The 15,808-nt window shown below is 62.9% G+C and carries 23 protein-coding genes and 1 pseudogene; 12 read left to right on the forward strand and 12 right to left on the reverse strand.

Annotation, left to right across the window (positions count from 1 at the left end; genetic code table 11):
* The 8 genes and pseudogenes from MFF07_RS19195 to MFF07_RS19230 form a co-directional block, all read left to right on the forward strand.
* A pseudogene (locus tag MFF07_RS19195) lies at positions 1–190 on the forward strand (hypothetical protein); the annotation flags it as partial.
* A complete protein-coding gene (locus MFF07_RS19200) occupies positions 181–1,392 on the forward strand; it encodes an AAA family ATPase (RefSeq protein ID WP_238232645.1) in 1,212 nt (403 codons plus the stop codon). The pseudogene MFF07_RS19195 and the gene MFF07_RS19200, both read left to right, overlap by 10 nt.
* Positions 1,393–1,585: 193 nt before the next feature.
* The gene (locus MFF07_RS19205; RefSeq protein WP_238232646.1) at positions 1,586–1,840 is read left to right on the forward strand and encodes a hypothetical protein; all 255 of its coding nucleotides are present in this window, start codon (positions 1,586–1,588) and stop codon (positions 1,838–1,840) included.
* Positions 1,841–1,856: 16 nt separating this feature from the next.
* Positions 1,857–2,315 carry a hypothetical protein gene (locus tag MFF07_RS19210; protein ID WP_238232647.1) on the forward strand — a complete coding sequence of 153 codons (459 nt, stop codon included), beginning with the start codon at positions 1,857–1,859 and terminating at the stop codon, positions 2,313–2,315.
* 13 nt (positions 2,316–2,328) lie between these two features.
* Positions 2,329–2,688, forward strand: coding sequence for a hypothetical protein (locus MFF07_RS19215; RefSeq protein ID WP_238232648.1), 360 nt, complete (start codon positions 2,329–2,331; stop codon positions 2,686–2,688).
* Positions 2,685–3,749: a hypothetical protein gene (locus tag MFF07_RS19220; RefSeq protein ID WP_238232649.1), complete on the forward strand. Its 1,065-nt coding sequence runs from the start codon at positions 2,685–2,687 to the stop codon at positions 3,747–3,749. Before MFF07_RS19215 ends, MFF07_RS19220 begins: the two co-directional genes overlap by 4 nt.
* Positions 3,746–4,015: a hypothetical protein gene (locus MFF07_RS19225; protein WP_238232650.1), complete on the forward strand. Its 270-nt coding sequence runs from the start codon at positions 3,746–3,748 to the stop codon at positions 4,013–4,015. Before MFF07_RS19220 ends, MFF07_RS19225 begins: the two co-directional genes overlap by 4 nt.
* Positions 4,016–4,084: 69 nt before the next feature.
* The gene (locus tag MFF07_RS19230; protein WP_238232651.1) at positions 4,085–4,588 is read left to right on the forward strand and encodes a DUF3429 domain-containing protein; all 504 of its coding nucleotides are present in this window, start codon (positions 4,085–4,087) and stop codon (positions 4,586–4,588) included.
* Between the two features lie 80 nt (positions 4,589–4,668).
* Here MFF07_RS19230 and MFF07_RS19235 read toward each other — a convergent pair whose 3' ends face one another.
* On the reverse strand, positions 4,669–4,941 hold the full coding sequence (locus MFF07_RS19235; RefSeq protein ID WP_238232652.1) for a PilZ domain-containing protein: 273 nt from the start codon (positions 4,939–4,941) through the stop codon (positions 4,669–4,671).
* A 69-nt stretch (positions 4,942–5,010) separates the two neighbouring features.
* Here MFF07_RS19235 and MFF07_RS19240 point away from each other — a divergent pair, with 69 nt between their 5' ends.
* Entirely contained in the window at positions 5,011–5,202 is a 192-nt protein-coding gene (locus MFF07_RS19240) for a hypothetical protein (protein ID WP_238232653.1), read from the forward strand.
* Here the strand turns inward: MFF07_RS19240 and MFF07_RS19245 are convergent.
* Positions 5,177–5,902, reverse strand: a complete 726-nt coding sequence (locus tag MFF07_RS19245; RefSeq protein ID WP_238232654.1) for a hypothetical protein — start codon at positions 5,900–5,902, stop codon at positions 5,177–5,179. The two genes, MFF07_RS19240 and MFF07_RS19245, sit on opposite strands and share 26 nt — an antisense overlap.
* Positions 5,903–5,982: 80 nt before the next feature.
* Here MFF07_RS19245 and MFF07_RS19250 point away from each other — a divergent pair, with 80 nt between their 5' ends.
* Entirely contained in the window at positions 5,983–6,735 is a 753-nt protein-coding gene (locus MFF07_RS19250; protein WP_238232655.1) for a hypothetical protein, read from the forward strand.
* A gap of 18 nt (positions 6,736–6,753) precedes the next feature.
* Here the strand turns inward: MFF07_RS19250 and MFF07_RS22580 are convergent, their stop codons facing one another.
* Together MFF07_RS22580 and MFF07_RS19255 are read right to left on the reverse strand one after the other, a co-directional pair.
* Entirely contained in the window at positions 6,754–7,065 is a 312-nt protein-coding gene (locus tag MFF07_RS22580; protein WP_283206833.1) for an HGGxSTG domain-containing protein, read from the reverse strand.
* An 8-nt stretch (positions 7,066–7,073) separates the two neighbouring features.
* A complete protein-coding gene (locus tag MFF07_RS19255) occupies positions 7,074–7,697 on the reverse strand; it encodes a hypothetical protein (RefSeq protein WP_238232656.1) in 624 nt (207 codons plus the stop codon).
* Between the two features lie 99 nt (positions 7,698–7,796).
* Here MFF07_RS19255 and MFF07_RS19260 point away from each other — a divergent pair, with 99 nt between their 5' ends.
* Positions 7,797–7,991: a hypothetical protein gene (locus tag MFF07_RS19260; protein ID WP_238232657.1), complete on the forward strand. Its 195-nt coding sequence runs from the start codon at positions 7,797–7,799 to the stop codon at positions 7,989–7,991.
* Between the two features lie 19 nt (positions 7,992–8,010).
* Here MFF07_RS19260 and MFF07_RS19265 read toward each other — a convergent pair whose 3' ends face one another.
* Both MFF07_RS19265 and MFF07_RS19270 read right to left on the reverse strand, forming a co-directional pair.
* Positions 8,011–8,316: a flagellar biosynthesis repressor FlbT gene (locus tag MFF07_RS19265; protein WP_238232658.1), complete on the reverse strand. Its 306-nt coding sequence runs from the start codon at positions 8,314–8,316 to the stop codon at positions 8,011–8,013.
* A gap of 156 nt (positions 8,317–8,472) precedes the next feature.
* Positions 8,473–9,309, reverse strand: a complete 837-nt coding sequence (locus tag MFF07_RS19270; protein ID WP_238232659.1) for a flagellin N-terminal helical domain-containing protein — start codon at positions 9,307–9,309, stop codon at positions 8,473–8,475.
* Positions 9,310–9,473: 164 nt separating this feature from the next.
* On the opposite strand from MFF07_RS19270, the gene MFF07_RS19275 reads away from it, so the two are divergent.
* Positions 9,474–9,878: a flagellar biosynthesis repressor FlbT gene (locus MFF07_RS19275; protein ID WP_238232660.1), complete on the forward strand. Its 405-nt coding sequence runs from the start codon at positions 9,474–9,476 to the stop codon at positions 9,876–9,878.
* 23 nt (positions 9,879–9,901) lie between these two features.
* Here MFF07_RS19275 and MFF07_RS19280 read toward each other — a convergent pair whose 3' ends face one another.
* The 6 genes from MFF07_RS19280 to MFF07_RS19305 all read right to left on the reverse strand — a co-directional run bounded on the left by MFF07_RS19280 (position 9,902) and on the right by MFF07_RS19305 (position 15,437).
* A complete protein-coding gene (locus MFF07_RS19280) occupies positions 9,902–10,918 on the reverse strand; it encodes a site-specific integrase (RefSeq protein ID WP_238232661.1) in 1,017 nt (338 codons plus the stop codon).
* A complete protein-coding gene (locus tag MFF07_RS19285; protein ID WP_238232662.1) occupies positions 10,905–11,690 on the reverse strand; it encodes a DUF3102 domain-containing protein in 786 nt (261 codons plus the stop codon). The genes MFF07_RS19280 and MFF07_RS19285 overlap by 14 nt, the downstream gene beginning before the upstream one ends.
* A 368-nt stretch (positions 11,691–12,058) precedes the next feature.
* Entirely contained in the window at positions 12,059–12,583 is a 525-nt protein-coding gene (locus MFF07_RS19290; RefSeq protein WP_238232663.1) for a hypothetical protein, read from the reverse strand.
* A 58-nt stretch (positions 12,584–12,641) separates the two neighbouring features.
* Entirely contained in the window at positions 12,642–12,932 is a 291-nt protein-coding gene (locus MFF07_RS19295) for a hypothetical protein (protein WP_238232664.1), read from the reverse strand.
* Entirely contained in the window at positions 12,929–13,582 is a 654-nt protein-coding gene (locus MFF07_RS19300; protein ID WP_238232665.1) for an AAA family ATPase, read from the reverse strand. Before MFF07_RS19300 ends, MFF07_RS19295 begins: the two co-directional genes overlap by 4 nt.
* A gap of 517 nt (positions 13,583–14,099) precedes the next feature.
* Positions 14,100–15,437: a DUF6492 family protein gene (locus MFF07_RS19305; protein ID WP_238232666.1), complete on the reverse strand. Its 1,338-nt coding sequence runs from the start codon at positions 15,435–15,437 to the stop codon at positions 14,100–14,102.
* Between the last annotated feature and the right edge of the window lie 371 nt (positions 15,438–15,808).

The raw sequence follows: 15,808 nt of genomic DNA on the forward strand, positions 1-15,808 counted from the left end.
CCCGGTGCTACCGGGGATCGGGACCCTGACGGTGCTCGCCGAGAACGACGAGAAGGGCGCCAGCGAGCGCGCCTGTCGCGACGTCGGCACCACCTGGCACCGCGCCGGCCGCGTCGTCGATATCGTGCGACCGCGCGTCGGAACGGACATGAATGACGTGTTGCGGGAGGGCGCCGCGACATGGCGTTGAATAACGGATCAGAGCACCACGCCCCGTATTGGCGGGAGTCATTCAACCCACCGGGCGACGAACGAGATGAGGCATGGGCCGGCGGCGATCCGCTACTCGGTTTTACGTTCGACGGAGATACACCGCCGGACCCGCCCCGTTATCTCGTCAAGCATCTCGTACCCGCTGAAGGCGTCGCCATGCTCGGCGGTCAATCGGGGGCGGGCAAGACTTTCACGCTCATCGATCTGGCGGTCTGCGGCGCGAGGGGTGCCCCGTTCTTCGGGCGCCGTATCGTCGAGCCGTTTGGCACGCTCATCTTCGCCGCCGAGGGCGCGGGCACGTTGCCCGGCCGCATCGAGGCAGCACGAGGCGTCAAAGCAGACGGCAAGAGGCTTCCGATCGCGTGGATGGGCGCGGTGCCAAATCTTGCCGACTTCGAGGAGGTCAAGGCGCTTCAGCCGAAGATCCGCGCCATCGACGAGCGAATGCGCGAAGAGTTCGGGGTCCGCCTCGGTCTCATTGGCATCGACACGCTCGCGGCGGCCTTCGCGCTGAAGGACGAGAACGACGCCGCCGAGGCGCAGCAGGCTCTTCGGCATCTGCGCATGCTCGGCGACCCAATCGGCGCGCTCGTCATGCCGGTGCACCACTACGGCAAGACGGAGGAGACGGGCCTGCGCGGATCGTCCGCCTATCGAGGCGGAGCCGACGCTGTGCTCAGCGTTTTGGCCGATCGCAACCAAGTCACTGGCGAGGTCAACGAGCGATCACTGAACCTCGCCAAAAGCCGCTCTGGCGAAGAAGGGCCGGTCGCAGCTTTCTCGCTTCGGTTCGTGCAGCTCGGCATCGACGAGGACGGCGATGCCTTCGGGGCGTGTGTCGTCGAGCCAGCACTCGATGCGCCACCGCCATCGACCCGCAAAGCGCCCGTAAGGGACCCGGCCGCGATCGTCGCGCTCAAAGGCGCGTTCGACGAGGCCATGATGAACGACGGCCGAGACGTCTTCGTGATGGGCGACACGTCTGGCCCCATCATTCGCGCCGTCACCGTCGAGCAGATCCGGCCTGAGTTCCGGCGCCGCTATGCCTCCGGTGAGATCGACTCCGACAAGGCCGCCAATACGGTCCGCCAAGCTCTCAAGCGCGGCCTCGCCGCCTGCACCAAGCACGGGTTCAGAACCGGCGTCTGGGGCGGGGAGGAGTGGCTATGGAAAGCGTAGCGGTGACATCCGTGACAAGCGTGACATCCGCCAATTGTCACGCCCGTCACGCCCCCCTCTGCCGTGACATTCGCCGTGACACGCGAAGCACCCCCCTAAAGGGGGGGCTTCCGGTGTCACGCCTGTCACGCGGGGCTGATTTTCGGATTTCAATTTTCGAGAACCTTGGCCGTGACATTTTCGGAGGCGCCCGATGATCGCCTCTGCCGATCGCTGGGGACCCTTCGCGGACAACCTCGACGCCGCTGAATACCGCGCTCGCCTTCGTGCCCTGCGCGCCCTGGCCCGCGCCCATGTCGGCCCGCGCGCCGCTCCCCTCTGCCAGTACCTCGCTCAGGCCGAGACCAGCCCGGCCGCGCTGGAGCCAGCCCTAGACGCTCTCGGCAGGCTCGGTGCGCTCGACCGCCGCCGGCTGCTGGCCGCCTACGTCCACCTGTCCGCCGCCTGAAACCAAGGATATCCCGATGCTGATGCAGACCTACTCCGGCGTTCTCAACACCGACCACATCGTGAGCGTCGACCCCTGCGCGCCTGTCTCGAAAGGCGAGCGGTGCGAGGTGAAGTTTACCGATGGCTCGACCCGTTTCGTGAACCTTCCGCTGGATCACTTCGAGCAGGCCGCGGGCACGATCGTCCCGGCACTCCCAGGCTTCATGCTGATCGAAGCCGTGATGCCCCATTCCGGCGATGAGGAGCACGGCGTCTTCTACCGCGAGAGCCCGGTGATCGCGTTCCGCATCGCCAGCGGGGACAAGGGGCCGGTGCCCATCACGGTCGAAGGCGAGCCTACGGGTGGTCTCGACCATTCCTTCGTCGTGCAGCAGCCCAACGGTCCCTGCGCTGGCCCCAACGGCTGGTACGAGAACGTCACCGCCTTCAAGGCCGAGCGCGAGCGTGCTCTGTCCTCCCGCGCCGCAGCCTGAGAGGATTTGATCCATGAGCGCCCTGCGCCCGATCGATCGTCTTTTTGACCAGGCTGACCTCCGCTGCGCCGTTTGCAGCACCTCCACGCGCGTCGGTTGCGACTGCCACACGAAGTGCCAGTGCGGTTGGTTTGCTCGAAAGGGCGAGGCGTGCCGCAATCCGCTCCACGCCCGAGAGAAGGCGGCGCAGGACGTCGGGCATGCCATCGCAGGGAGCGTGCTGTTCCACATGCGTGAGATGTACCCGGAGCCGATGAAGTACGCCTCGGGAGGTTTTGCGAAGACGCTTCGAGCCAACATCCAGCACGAAGCCGAGATGATGGTGCTGGAGATCCTGAGCGCGGAGCCTGAGGCAGATGAGGTGCGTGCATGACCGCCGGCCTCGAAACCTTCGCCAAGGTCCGCGCCCTTCACGACCGGGCTACCATCCCCGGCGAGAAGGCCAGCGCCGCCGCTCGGATGAAGACACTCGCCCGCAAGGCTGGGATGAGCGTCGAGCAGGCCGTGTCCAAGTTGGACGCGCCGAAACCGAAGACCCAGGCGCAGGCAGCGGCCAACGCGTTCAGCGACTTCTTCCACACGCCCGAGATGCGAGCCCAGCGGGCCGAGCGTGAGGCTGTCCGACTGGAGAAGACCCGCGAACTGCTGAAGCGCTATGCCAACGAGGAAGCCGTCTTCGCAGACACCAAGCGCGAGGCCGCATTGCGTATGGCCTGCGAGCCCCTGGTCGTCTGGGATACCCGTCCGGACTGGAAGGGGTTCTACGCTTTCGCGGGGTGGACCGACCACGGCGGCAAGGACTCGATGCCGACCGCAGTTCGGGAGGCCGTGATGAGCGGCTGGCCCTGGCCTGAGACGGTTGCGGCTGCCTGGAGCGAGTACGAGGCGGCCGAGGCACTGGACGACGATCGCTGCGCTTTCGAACCGGGATACACGCCGCACCGATGGGTGGAGGCCCGGCGCTACGCGCTCGAAGAAGTGCTGGATACCCAACCCGCGAAGTCTCTCAACGACCTCCGCGCCCGCATGTCCTGGCTGGAGCACCTGAGAAGCCTGGAATGCCAGTGGACCCACGACAACGACGCCGTGCGCCTCGCCACCCTTCGCGCTGACATCGAGCGCATGGGCGCCCGTCTTCGCGACCAGGATGCCGAGGCCGTCCAATCTGGACACGGCGCCGGACAAGCATCGTGTGAGCCCCCCGCCGAAGGCATCACGATTTCCGTGACACCTTTGCGCTCCCCCATCTCGGGGACCTCAAATGCCCCCGTCCAATTTGGACACCGGCACCGCACGAACGCGGACAAGCGCCGCGATGTGCTGGCCCTGCTCAATGCCGAGGATTCCGGCATTGCCCTCACCGATCGCGAGATTGCTCGCAGGGCAGGCGTCTCCCCTACCACTGTCGGCACCATCCGGAGATCGCTCGCATGACCAAGCCCGCCACCACCGTCATCGACGGTGCCGCAAAGGCGATCGACGCCATCCTGGACTCGTTGGAGCGGGATCCCACCGATCCGGCGGCCGCGGCCTTCAGGGCCGCGCTCCGCAGGAAAGGAAGCGAGATCGCCGAGGCCGGCGACGGCATCACCCTTCAGAATGTGCACGAACTCGTCTGCGGTATCGGTGAGGACCGGAACGAGCGCCGCGCGGCCCACCTCGATGCGGCATGGGCCGACCTACCGGGATGGCGTCTATGAGCAGAAGGCGCAGCCAGGAACATCGTCGGCAGGCACCTGTTGGCCGGCTGGATAAAGGAATCACTGCCGATGCGCGAAACTGCGACGGGACGAACGGTCACCGCGCAGGAGCCGCGCGAGATCCCCTGGCTCAGCATCGTGTTCGGCTTTGGCCCAATGATGCCGTTCGTCGGAGGGGCTGCGCTCGCATGGTGGCTGCGTGGGGACGCCGGCAACGCAGTCCTGATTGCTACGGCCCTGTGGTCATGCGCCATCCTGCTGTTCCTGTCTGGGGTGAGACGCGGCGTCAGCTTTCGGACGGAAGGCGGTGCGACGCTCGCTCAGATGATGACGATGCTGGGCTATTTCGGCACCGGACTCGTAGCACTCGGGGCAACCTACCTCGGCTGGATGACGACGGCCCTCAGCGTCTTGCTCGCTGCCTACATCACGATGCCTGTGCTCGACGCCATTGCTGCACGCCGTGGCGAGGCGCCGCTGTTCTTCGCGCGGCTACGGCCCGTTCAGATCCCGCTGGCAATCGCGAGCCTCGCCGCCATGCTGATCCTGGCGCTGGTCTCCGGTCACGTCTGACGGGCGGCGCTGTACCGACACCGCAGATGAAAACGGCAAGCCTCTTACGCTGCCGCTCAACTACCGGATTAGAGACGCTGCTACGCAGAAGCGCCTTCGATAAAGCTAGCGCCGATGGCCTGTTGGCTACGCCAGATCAGCCGGCACAGCCTGGGGGCCGTTACACCATCCAGCGTCAGCACGAACTCGGCCGGCACCGCTGCCGTACTGACCATTTCCAGGCGGACGCCGCTCGCAGAGTAGTCGCGCACGACACAGTCGAGGGTCGTCACGCTGTTGACGCTGATCGTTCCCGCGCGGTTGACGGGCCGCCTCGGCTTCACACGCGTATCGAGCATGGCAATCTTCAGCAAGTGCAACTGCACGTAGCTCTAAACGGCTATCTCTGAAGCATCTGTTGCCGAGCAAGGAGCAATCGTTGGATGACCCAGAGAGAAACCGCAGCCTTCAACACCGGAGTCGCCCACGCCGCCGAGATGGCGCGCATCGCGGCCGTCACCATCGAGATCCGAGACGACGCCCGAGCGGTTCGCCAGCAAGCGGCAGCCGCAGCCCTTCGCGGTCTGGCCGAGGGGCTGAAGGCGGCGGTTACGGCTCCGGCGGATCAGAGATGAAGCGCAGGAACGCGTCGCCGATCGGCGTGGTGTTCGGGCTGAAGAGCCCACTGGACGACAGGCCCGATTGCTCGTTCCCCTGCGTCAGGCCCTCTCGCCTCAGATCTTCATAGACACGCTTCAGGCTGTCGTCAGTGGCATCCCGCTCCGGGATCATCTTCCGAATGATGACATGGCGAGACCCCATATACATGTTGCCAGCCGCCGCTCGATATTCGTCGGAGTTTGGGTTGGCTTCGGCATGTAGAACGCGAAGGTGTAAGCCTGAAAAGCGATCGATGTAGCCAAGGAACGAGCCTCGCACCACATCGTCTATTGAGCCCCCGCGTGCAGTGTTGAGGACCGCGTTTTTCAACGCCTCGCGCTTCTCTTCCCGGTGTGTCGCCATCGCGATCCGCGTGGTCTCCGCGACCGTACTCACGAACTCCTCGTTCTCGCCGAGGGTGTCGGGGTCGAAGCCCTCGAACCGGTCCTGTAGTTCGCGCAGGCCCTCGCCCAGGCTGTTGAACCAGTTGGACCGCCGTAGCTCCAGCGGCAGCTTGATCGCCCTCTTGAGGATTGCCTGCGTCACGGCTGGCCCGATGACCGGCACTGCAAGGCCTGCCGCCGCGCCCAGCACGCCCATCGCCGCCTCGCCGGCCGATGATAGTCCGTCGCTGGAGGGATAGGCCGGATCGACTTTCGACTTCTCGTTGGTCATTCGCTGATTATGCTACCGGCCCCGACCTCTGGGAAGTTGCGGCTGCGCACCCTGGCGACGGGTGATCCTCAGGAATGCTGATGGGCGAGATCGATCTGCCAGGGCTCAAGGACCGGCTCTGGCACAAGATGCGGGACGACCTGGTGTCTCTCGTTCCGTGGTTCGCCGACAACGACCTGCTGCTGTGCCCGACCTGCTGCCGCGCCTTCAAATACGAGGGCTTCTCGCTGGAGCACATCATCCCGCAGCAGGCTTTGGCCGAAGATCCGGCTCTCGCTCGGGCGGCCGTTCCGAAGAATGAGCGTAGCGGGATGACACTGCTCTGCAATCGCACGCTCGTCTTCGAGAAGAAGAGCATCCCTGGTCAGGGGTGTAACAACTGGAAGGGTAAACACTACGATCGGTTCATCCGGGAAGCACTAAGGCCGGATGTTCTCAAGAAACAATTCCATGCACGGCATCACATGGCCCTGGTCGCGGCAGGGTACCTCGGCCTGTTCCGTGAGTACGGATATCAAATCGCACTGCTTCCAACCGGACTGCTGATGAGGATGCAGTTCTTCAACCCCAACTCGTTCCTCAAGGAATTCCCGGTTGGATATCAAATGGTCCTCACCGGGGAAGGCCGTGCTGAGTATGACGAGGAGGCGCGGGCCTACTGGAGCGAACCCTTCAAGACCAGCATCGATAGAGATGTCGCCCACGTCGTGATGCGGAATTTCTCGATCATGTTGCCCCTGTCCCGAGACCCGAAGGCACCGCTCGCCCGCGCGCTGCGCTATGCCCCGCCACGGTTCAAATTCCGGCCAGACCTTACGACCGCATTCGATTGATGCCGTGCCGGGCCGGAGCTACCGCCCCGCGTTCCGCAGCATCATCCGTGAGAGCGCATTCAGATCCCGCAGCCGCCGGCCGCTCTCGGCAATCATCCGACGCAAGGCGATCCGCTCGGCCGAGCGATGCCCGTGCCTCCATGTCGAGCGCTTCGAACGGGCCAGCCCCTCCGCCGTCTTCGGCCCGGTGCTCGCCCCGCCGTGCATCCGGCACCGGCCGTTCGGCATGGCCGGAGACCGGCAGGAAATCCCCTCGCGCGTTTTGGCTCCGCAGCGCGGCGCGGCTTGTGCGAAGGCGATCCGGCACGGTGCATGGGCTCCGTCGCACATATCGAGACCTACCCCCTCACCCTCTTTCGACGCGCAGCCCCTCCCCCCACCGCTCCGGTGACGACGGCCTGCGCGCCCTCGTTGATGTGGTTGTGCTGCACGACGACGACCTGACGGCCACCCGACCGAACCCGCTGCAAGGTCTGCATCCCGGCCTGGAACGAGCCCGTGAGCCGGGCATAGGCGCCCGCCATTCTGTTCGCCTCGATGCAAGCCGCCTGCTGCTCCGCCCCCCGCGTCTTCCCGGCATAGTCGAGCAGGCCGTTCATCACGCCCGCCGCCTTCATCGCCGCGACGTGCGCCGTCGCCATCTGATGCGCCAGCATCCGCTCCAGCCCATCGGCCGCCTGGATCGAGTCAGCCGTGTCGAGCGACATCTCCAGCGATCCGGCCTGCTGCGCCAGGTCGAGCCTGTCGCGGCTCGCATCCGCCGACACCGCATCCGGGCTCGCCAGCGTGTCGAGGATCGCCGGCAGCGTCTTCTCCACGAAATCGTCCGAAGGCATCATCTCGCCGCCCACGGTGCGCGGCGTCTCTGCCGGCACCGGCGCGCGGGCCTTGTCCTCAAGGCGATCGGCGAGGCCCGAAGGCCCACCGCGCTCCTCGGCTTTCACGCGAGCGGCGCTTAGCATCGCGTCGCCGGCCCTCTGTCGTTGCGTCATAAACCGCGGCTCCAAGCGAGCAAGATTTCACGGTTTCATAGTAACGCGTCGGGTAGGGATTGAGGAGGCATGAACATCGCATTTGTTGAGATGCGCTGTTCATCTGCACCTCGGCTGCATCAAAGCCAGCAACGCCTCCTCGTCGACTGGCGCGTCCGTGTCGCCCAGGGCCGCGCCTCATCCCTGAACGGCATCCTCTACCTCACCGAGGGATCGGAGATGTCGGAATCGGATTGGGTCGCCCGGCACGTCACCGCGCATTGAATTGAACACGCGGGCTCGATCAGTTGAGCGTCGCACTGCGCCGAATTGGCTTACCGGCGGCGATGTCATGCAGCATCGCTTCGTGCTGAAGGAGAGCCTGCCCGACCAGTAGGGCACCAGCGTAATCACGCTCTTGAATTCGATCGTCGAGTGCGAGGAAGAACGTACCGTACGTCCTTGTGACGGACATCAGCTTGTTTGCGAGCTGCAAAAACGCATCCTCGTGAGCCTGATGATTGCCGTCTCGGTACATGCGCTGCAGCAGGACATAGATCGTCTTGCAGACCGTATCGGCATCGTGGTCAGCGAGGAAAAAGCGACCCATGTCGCTGCTCTCAGTCTCGCTTTCGCACATGATCATTTTGGATCGCCATCGTCCCAGATGGCGATGAGTATCTGGGAACGTATTTAATGTGTTCTTAACGCAAAAGGCGGCCAGAGCATTGCTCCGGCCGCCAGTTCGGTATGGATCGAAAGCGTATCAGCGAAGCAGCTGGAGCACGCCCTGGTTCGCCTGGTTGGCGAGCGAAAGAGCCGACTGTGACAGCGACTGCCGCGTCTGGAGAGCAAGCACGTTGGCTGCTTCCAAATTGGTGTCAGCGTTGACGAGGTTGTCTGAACCGACCTGAAGGACGTTTGCGAGCGACTTACCGAACGTATCACGGCTTTTCAGAACCGTAAGGCTGGTGCCAAGGCTGCTCTGCTGAGCCTGGATAGAGGCCGATGCTTTGTCGAGCGCAGTCAGTTCGGCCTCGACAGATGCTGCGTCCGTAAGGGTACCGAGGCCAAGGCCATCGGCTCCAGACGAGAAGTCTTTGCCCTTGAGCAGCGTATTGCTATCAGCATTTTTTTCGTCAAATACAACCTTCAGGGAGACACCATCAGTTGCATCGGACTTTTGGAGCAAATTCACGCCATCGACGCTGGAGTCTTTCGCAGCTGCGTCAATCTGTTTCTTGATTTCCGTGTACTGCTCCTTGAGACCGTCGGTGAGGCCGGTATCCGCGGCATCAGCAGATTTCAACTGCTTTGCGACAGCTTTAGCCTGCTTCACTAGATCCGATATCGTATCGAGGCCCGAGCTTGCAGCTTTCACGGTCTGGAGAGCCGTGCTGATTCCGTCCGAAAGCGAGTTAAGGCTGGAAGCCCGGTCCGACATGCCTTGAGCCGTGAAGAAGCTCACTGCATCGTCGAGTGCACTATTGACTTTCTTGCCCGTCGACAGCCGGTTCTGGGCCGTCTCCATCAAGCTTGCGGTACCCTGCAGCGAAAGGAGGTTGGAACGAATATTGGCAGTGAGTGCGATGTTGCTCGACATTACTTTATATCCCTATTGGATGTAGCGCCGCTTTTTTCGGCTTCACAACGGATACAGGTGATTGCCTTTCTAAGGAATTAAATTCCCGATCGATTTGAACTAATCGTTTCCAATATATTAATACATTGCATTTTACATAGGGGGCTGGTCGGGAAGGGATCAAAATGCCTCTGCGCATCACGCTCAAGCCAAATGAACGGCTTATCATCAACGGCGCTTCGATCCGTAATGGTAACAGGAATGCCGACTTCCTATTGGAGTCTCACTGTAAATTCCTGCGCGAAAGTGAGATAATTCATGAGAGTGACGCCGACACTGCCGCGAAAATGATTTGCGTCACCCTTCAAGTTATATATTTGAATGATGATCCTTCTGAAGTATTGGAGTTATTTTACTCTCAAGCAGCAGAATTAATGCGAGCTGCACCAAGTACCGCCCCATACCTTCTTGCAATCGAAAAGGAGCTGGAGGTGAAACGCTTTCACGCCGCCATCAAAATGGGGCGAGAACTGATCGTATACGAACGCAGCCTTCTTGAGCGGGCCGCAACCAACGCAAACGCAGCCTGACGTCGGCACTGGCTCATGAGCTGCTATAAAAACCCGCTCCCTGAGTGATCCTTGAAGGCGTTCGCCCGCCGGATGTAGCCGAGCACCGTTCGCGGATCGCGGTGGCGGGATTGATCCATGATTCGCGCGAGGTCCGCACCCCTCTCTGCGGCCGTCGTGATGTAGCCGGCGCGCAACGAGTGCGCCCCGAAGGTCGAGGCGTCGAGCCCGGCCGCCCGGCAGTACAGCTTCATGATGTCCGCGACGGCCCGCGTTGTCAGACGGGGCTCGGAAGGTTCGAATCCCCCAACGTCCGTCGAACCCCGGCGCCGCAAGTTCCCCGACCGCGAGATAGGCCGAAACACCGGCCCTTCCATGATGCCGGCGGCTTCGAGCCAGTCCCGCACCAGCGCCACCGGCCGGATGTATCGACCATGCGGGATCGCGACCTCGGCCCCCTGCCCTTCTTGGTCGGTCTTGCTTTTGGCGATGCGGACTCGCAGCCCATCCTTGTCCTCGACGAGGTCCGCGACGTCGAGCGCCACCAGTTCGGAGCGCCGGAACGCACCCGCGAACCCGAGCGCCAGGAGGGCACGATCCCGCTTGCCGGTCAGCGTGTCGGGCGTGGCCCGCAACAACGAGATGATGACGTCGTCGGTGGCCGCCGCTTTCTGTTCGGGCTTAACTCCGACCCGGCGCCGGATGCCCTTCATCGTCGCCCTCACCTCTTCGTCATCGGTCGGATCGGGCGCCTTGGCGAGCTTGTGGGCGTAGCTGATCGCAGCGCAGCGCCGACCGATCGTCGAGGCTGCTTTTCCGGCCTCCGCCTCGGATACGAGGAACGCGGCCACGGCCTCCGGCGTCGCCGGCAGTGAGCGGAACCCGTACCGGGCGCACCAGTCCTGAAACACTCGCGCGTCAGTAGTGTAGGCGCGCACCGTCGCGTCAGCCTTCGAGGCGCGCTGGTAGGCGCGGACGATCGCGGTGGCCTCGGCAGGGAGGTTTCCGCCAGATCCGGCGAGAACCTCGACGGCAGACGTCGGACTTTCAGGCGTCGGCATGGGCGTCGAGATCGCGCACCAGAGCGGCGCTATGCGCCTGAGCCTCGGCGGTCGGCCCGTAGGCGCTCGCAAGGTCGTGCCGTAGGTTGAAGAGGTCGCAATCGCGCAGGAGCCGATACGCCGCCGTATAGCTCTCATCGTCGAGGCGCGCGGCCAGCAGTTCGGCAAGCTCCTTGGTCGCCGCGCCCTTCCGCGCGCGTTCCTCGGCCTGCTCGGCCTGCCAGCGCTCATGCTCGCGGCGACGGCGGGCATCGGCATCGCGCTTGCTCTTGGCCTGCCGCTTCCGCTCATCCGGGGTCAGCTTCGCCTCGGCGGCCTCACGCTCGGCTTCCTTGCGAGCTTCCCAGATGCGGCTGTCGATCGCCTTGGGCGTCAGAGCCTCGCCGGCATCGAGCCGCCCGACGATCTCCTCGCGGATTGGGTCCGGCAATGAAGGCGAGGCCAGCTTGTAGAGCGTCGTCGGAGGCAGATGCGAAACCGTTTCGCTTTTGCTCCCGAGTTGCGCGGCCGTCTGCATGAAGTTCTGGGCGGTGCGGGCTGTCAGGCTCATCTCGGACCCGACCCACTTCAGGAACAGGCCGTGATCCAGTCGCTCCTTCATCGCTAGGAGGTCGCGGCCGGTATCCATGACGTAGGACTTCGACCGGGCGCGATACCGCTCGGCAACCGCTCGCGCCTCATCGGCCGCTGCGGGCTCCATCAGGCCGTAGTCGAACGGCACCGCCGGCTTTGGGGCGTATGGGTCGGAAAGGTCTGCTGTCAGCGCATCCATCGCCTTAGCTCTCCGGTTCGTTGGGAGTGTCGAGCCCGGCGCGACCCATCTGCATGGCCAGATCTTCGCGCCAGTCTGCCGGTACTTCGAGGCCGCGCATTCGGATCCGAGCCTCGACGGCTGCAAGCACCCTCTGCCAATGCTCCGGAGAGAGATGCTGTGCGTCGGCATCGAGCCCAAGGTTTCGGGCTGCCGCCGAAGCCGCGTCGCGCAGCGTTGCGAACGGGTCGCTATCGCAAGATAGCCCAGGCTTCATTTCTTCACGGACCATCGAACCTGCCCTGCTCAAAACTTCCGAGAACACCACTTATCGGAAGTTACAGCTAGGTAGACTCGGGAGCAAGCGATCTTTGTAGCTTGATAGCAAGTTAGCTGGATTGAATGACTGGTGGTGCGATCAGCCCCCAGGCGTCGAGGTAGCCGTCGAGCCAGCCGAGGCCATGGTCCTTCATGCCGTGCCGCGAGTAGTCCGGCAGCATCCGACGCATCGGCCCATCCTTGTGGGGCTGGCCCTTCTTGCCCGGCGCCCCCAGCCAGTTCCGGTGGCTCGTGGTTAGGACGCAGGCGACGACGGCGCTCGGTATCACCCAGCACTTCGGCTGGTCGGCGAGGCCGCTTCCGAAATCGACGAAGCAGTAGAACAGGAGGTCGCGAACGATCTCCTCGTGCTTGGCCTTCATGTGCCAGCCGTTGTCAGAGCCGATCGCCCGACGCGCCTTCACTTGAACTGCCGCCAGTGCGCTGCCCAGGCGATCCGAGACGATGATATCGGCGTCGGGCACCCCTGCCGGTGCGAGCGCGGCAACCTTCCCCTGCCGAAGAAGCTGGCACATGACGTAGTGCTCTGCCGCCGCCCCCAAGAGCGTCGAGTTGACGGACTCGGGACCAGCCATCGCTATCCTCCGATCAGGTGAGCTTGATAGCTCGCAAGCTTGGGAACGTGATGTAACGCTATCGAGAATGCCGAACGACGAAGTCGCGGATTGCCTCCTCGCAGATGTCCTGCACGGTGCGGTCCTGTTCGAGCGCGATCATCCGCAGCTTCTTCCGAGTCGGCGCATCGACACGGGTTAGGATCTGAACCCGGTCGTCCTTCTTGCCAACCTGGGCAGGGTTCGACGCCTCGGCGGTCTTCGTCTCGGCCACAGGCGCAGACGCAGGGGCTGCGGCTGGCGCCCCCTCCTTCTTGGCGAAGCGGCTGGTCAGGCTGTCCAACGTCGGGCGTTTGTTCTGCGCGGTCATCGTGCCTTCCTCGCCGGTCGGTCCAACAGAGCTTTGATTTCATTCCAGAGGGATTCAACCTCGGCAGCCGCCTTCCCGCCGGGCTCGTGCTCGTTCACGGTCGAGCCGGTCAGGATTGCGTGGGACATGCTCACGCGGTTCGCAACGACGGTCTCCGCGACGGTCGCCCCCATGGAGATCAGCGCCGCGCGGGCTTCCGCGACAATCGCAGGCTCAGCGGAGCCCGTGCGCGGTGGCGCGTGGTTGATGACGGCCAAGGGCACCTTCCCGACGCGTTCCGCCAATTCGAGTGTGGTTGCCACGGCCGCGAGGTCGAGCGGACCTGGCCGGGTCGGCACCACTACGAGATCGGCGACGCGCATGGCGCCCAGGATCGAGTCCTCGGCATGCGGCGGGGTGTCGATGATGATGCGCTTGATGCCCTCGCGCTTCGCAGCCGCGACGAGGTCGGGGAGTTCGCGCGCGTCCGCCTCGATCAGGTTTGGCACGTCGGCTTCTCGTAGGCGGTGCCACCATGCGAGCGAGCGCTGCGGATCAGTGTCGAGGAGGAGGGCGGGCGCCCCTGGCGCGGATGCCAGAACGCTCAGGTGCATCGACAGCGTCGTTTTGCCGACGCCGCCTTTCCGGGCCGCTATCGTGATGATCTGCACGCTCGATCCCTCAGAAGCTAGACCGCTCGATTGCTCTTGAACGAGATCGCTTACCATCCTGTCAACGAGATCCCACGAACGCAGGATTGATCGCGGTCATGCTTGCGAGATCGCTCGACCGCAAGCGATCAAGCTATCAAGTTGGCGACCTGTCTCTACGAAGGGGCGGATCATGCGGTTCAGCGAAGATCGTCCGCAGTTCTGCCGTCTCCTCCGGCTCGGGGATCCCCGCGAGGGCCGCGATGCGCTCGGTGTAGCGGAGCCACGCGCGAGCGCCGGCCAGTAGGCGAGCTTGATCCCGGTCGCTCGGCCGCCGTGCGAGGCGGGCCGTCAGTTGCGTCATGCGCCGGTTGAGCCATTCGCGACGTGCGACCATCACCATGAAGGTGATGGTTCGCCAAAAGCTGGGGCGAGGACGCCGCAAGGGTACGCACGGAACGCGTACCCTCTGTCGCAAGGTGGAGACCCGCGACCCACCTTTGACGGCGAGGGGCGATCATTCGTCACCAGGTAGAAGCTACCTAATTTGGCCTTCAGCAACCATGGAAAAAATTCTTTCCGGATCGCAGAGGTCTGATGCCGGGGGCTGCAGCATGATCCCCATGTGGTAATCTTCGCTCCGCATCGTCCCCTCAGACAGGGTGCGAGCATGCTCCTCGGAGTGACCGAGCGTCATTAGGTGCGGGTCGTGCGGAATAAACTGCTCGCGCCGCTGTGAGAAGACGAACTCGCCGAACCAAGCGAACTCGTAGGGCGCGATCAGGATCAGTCCGACGAAGCCATTGGCGCCCCTGCCGCGCGCGTAGCTCTCTAATTCGATTGCGAGTTCGGAGTTAAACATGCCGGTACACGAGACGTAGGCATTGGTATCGTTTGTTGTGTTGCCCATGAACTCGCAGATCGCGTTGAATGATTCCGAGATGTTGACTAGGTTGCCGTTCAGCCAACCTTTCTCGTCGACGCGGCGGAAATACTCGAAAAAGTCGTGACGGTTCGTGCGATTCGCGGCCGTATAGATGATACCGCTCTTGAGTAGGCGACGGAAATCGAATGGCTTCGTGAAGAGCATGGTGCTGTCGACCGTGAGGTACTGACGAGCGATCCGCGTTTTTGAGAAGCCAAGCTTGACGATTTGTTGGGTTTGCCATCCGCTGAAATGCTCGGGGATAGTGATTGCGCCGATATCGAAAACCCATTCCTCGGTGACGAGGTTGGGCATCCGGGCTATCCGGCCGGCGTCCAGTTCTGAGCGGAAGGCCTCAACGAAAGCTGGCAGATCCTGATTCGGTACGACGATATAGAATGGGCAATCGACTTGCGAGAAACGGGCCCAAGACCGGTAGAGCACAATCGTCCAAGGCAGGTCTTTAATGTAGCTTTTATTTACGATTGCGAAATTGAAAAGATAGTCTGCGTTTGATAACTCTATTGCGTCAATGCGGAATTGCGCCGCGGCCGAAGCCGTAATTGACACTTTGATCCCGTCATTGGGATTGGTGTTGTCGAATATCGCCGAAAAACAGGCGCGGTTTCCGGTGCGAAGGCAGCTTAGCAAGCTCTGTTGCTTCAAAATGGCGCCGTCGGATGCACGGGCGATTGTGATGACGCAATCTTCAAGGCCCGACGCTGAAAACGCGCTACCCACGACGTCGATCACGTAATATCGCTCGCGCAGCTCTGAAATCGAGCATTGTGCGACAACGCCTTCGCGACCGTTGGTGAACAGACAATCTTGATAGCCCAGTGCGGCCGCACCAGAATTCAATTCGGCGCCAATAGCTCTTACGATAATGTCGCGTTTCGTTTCGAGCCCGAAGCGGTTCACGTTGCTCGCTCCATACGCGTGGACGTTCATTCTTAGATCCTCAGGTGCGCCAAAGTTGGTTGCAAATCAGTGGATCGCAGCCCAGGCCTTTGTCGGCGTCGATGACACCGGGCGGAAAAACAAAACGAACTCAGGCCCATGCCCCGGCCCAGTGACCTGCCTTTCTAGATCCACTGGTGATTCAGGCAAAGCCAGGGGACCAATTTGGTCGGATCCGTCTTGCTGCGGTCTTTAGCCGGTTCACCGCGTAGCATCCTATGCCCAGACCCGCATAGGTCGATCAAACCCTGCGGCAGAGCGACGACATGCTGTTGCTCATCCGAGGATTTTGTTCCGAGAATGCGAGTAAGATCTCGTTCGGGGCGAGGTTGTGCCTCGGCATCGTGTGGGAGAGCAGTGAT

Origin of the sequence: Methylobacterium thuringiense (genome assembly GCF_022179645.1) — a bacterium.
GTDB classification, from domain to species: Bacteria; Pseudomonadota; Alphaproteobacteria; order Rhizobiales; family Beijerinckiaceae; genus Methylobacterium; species Methylobacterium thuringiense.

What these genes read in the sequence shown, in the direction of transcription:
- MFF07_RS19200 (WP_238232645.1), top strand. Translation starts at nt 181, where the DNA reads ATGGCGTTGAATAACGGATCAGAGCACCACGCCCCGTATTGGCGGGAG.
- MFF07_RS19205 (WP_238232646.1), top strand. Translation starts at nt 1,586, where the DNA reads ATGATCGCCTCTGCCGATCGCTGGGGACCCTTCGCGGACAACCTCGAC.
- MFF07_RS19210 (WP_238232647.1), top strand. Translation starts at nt 1,857, where the DNA reads ATGCTGATGCAGACCTACTCCGGCGTTCTCAACACCGACCACATCGTG.
- MFF07_RS19215 (WP_238232648.1), top strand. Translation starts at nt 2,329, where the DNA reads ATGAGCGCCCTGCGCCCGATCGATCGTCTTTTTGACCAGGCTGACCTC.
- MFF07_RS19220 (WP_238232649.1), top strand. Translation starts at nt 2,685, where the DNA reads ATGACCGCCGGCCTCGAAACCTTCGCCAAGGTCCGCGCCCTTCACGAC.
- MFF07_RS19225 (WP_238232650.1), top strand. Translation starts at nt 3,746, where the DNA reads ATGACCAAGCCCGCCACCACCGTCATCGACGGTGCCGCAAAGGCGATC.
- MFF07_RS19230 (WP_238232651.1), top strand. Translation starts at nt 4,085, where the DNA reads ATGCGCGAAACTGCGACGGGACGAACGGTCACCGCGCAGGAGCCGCGC.
- MFF07_RS19240 (WP_238232653.1), top strand. Translation starts at nt 5,011, where the DNA reads ATGACCCAGAGAGAAACCGCAGCCTTCAACACCGGAGTCGCCCACGCC.
- MFF07_RS19245 (WP_238232654.1), bottom strand. Translation starts at nt 5,902, where the DNA reads ATGACCAACGAGAAGTCGAAAGTCGATCCGGCCTATCCCTCCAGCGAC.
- MFF07_RS19250 (WP_238232655.1), top strand. Translation starts at nt 5,983, where the DNA reads ATGGGCGAGATCGATCTGCCAGGGCTCAAGGACCGGCTCTGGCACAAG.
- MFF07_RS22580 (WP_283206833.1), bottom strand. Translation starts at nt 7,065, where the DNA reads ATGTGCGACGGAGCCCATGCACCGTGCCGGATCGCCTTCGCACAAGCC.
- MFF07_RS19255 (WP_238232656.1), bottom strand. Translation starts at nt 7,697, where the DNA reads ATGCTAAGCGCCGCTCGCGTGAAAGCCGAGGAGCGCGGTGGGCCTTCG.
- MFF07_RS19260 (WP_238232657.1), top strand. Translation starts at nt 7,797, where the DNA reads ATGAACATCGCATTTGTTGAGATGCGCTGTTCATCTGCACCTCGGCTG.
- MFF07_RS19265 (WP_238232658.1), bottom strand. Translation starts at nt 8,316, where the DNA reads ATGGGTCGCTTTTTCCTCGCTGACCACGATGCCGATACGGTCTGCAAG.
- MFF07_RS19270 (WP_238232659.1), bottom strand. Translation starts at nt 9,309, where the DNA reads ATGTCGAGCAACATCGCACTCACTGCCAATATTCGTTCCAACCTCCTT.
- MFF07_RS19275 (WP_238232660.1), top strand. Translation starts at nt 9,474, where the DNA reads ATGCCTCTGCGCATCACGCTCAAGCCAAATGAACGGCTTATCATCAAC.
- MFF07_RS19280 (WP_238232661.1), bottom strand. Translation starts at nt 10,918, where the DNA reads ATGCCGACGCCTGAAAGTCCGACGTCTGCCGTCGAGGTTCTCGCCGGA.
- MFF07_RS19285 (WP_238232662.1), bottom strand. Translation starts at nt 11,690, where the DNA reads ATGGATGCGCTGACAGCAGACCTTTCCGACCCATACGCCCCAAAGCCG.
- MFF07_RS19290 (WP_238232663.1), bottom strand. Translation starts at nt 12,583, where the DNA reads ATGGCTGGTCCCGAGTCCGTCAACTCGACGCTCTTGGGGGCGGCGGCA.
- MFF07_RS19295 (WP_238232664.1), bottom strand. Translation starts at nt 12,932, where the DNA reads ATGACCGCGCAGAACAAACGCCCGACGTTGGACAGCCTGACCAGCCGC.
- MFF07_RS19305 (WP_238232666.1), bottom strand. Translation starts at nt 15,437, where the DNA reads ATGAACGTCCACGCGTATGGAGCGAGCAACGTGAACCGCTTCGGGCTC.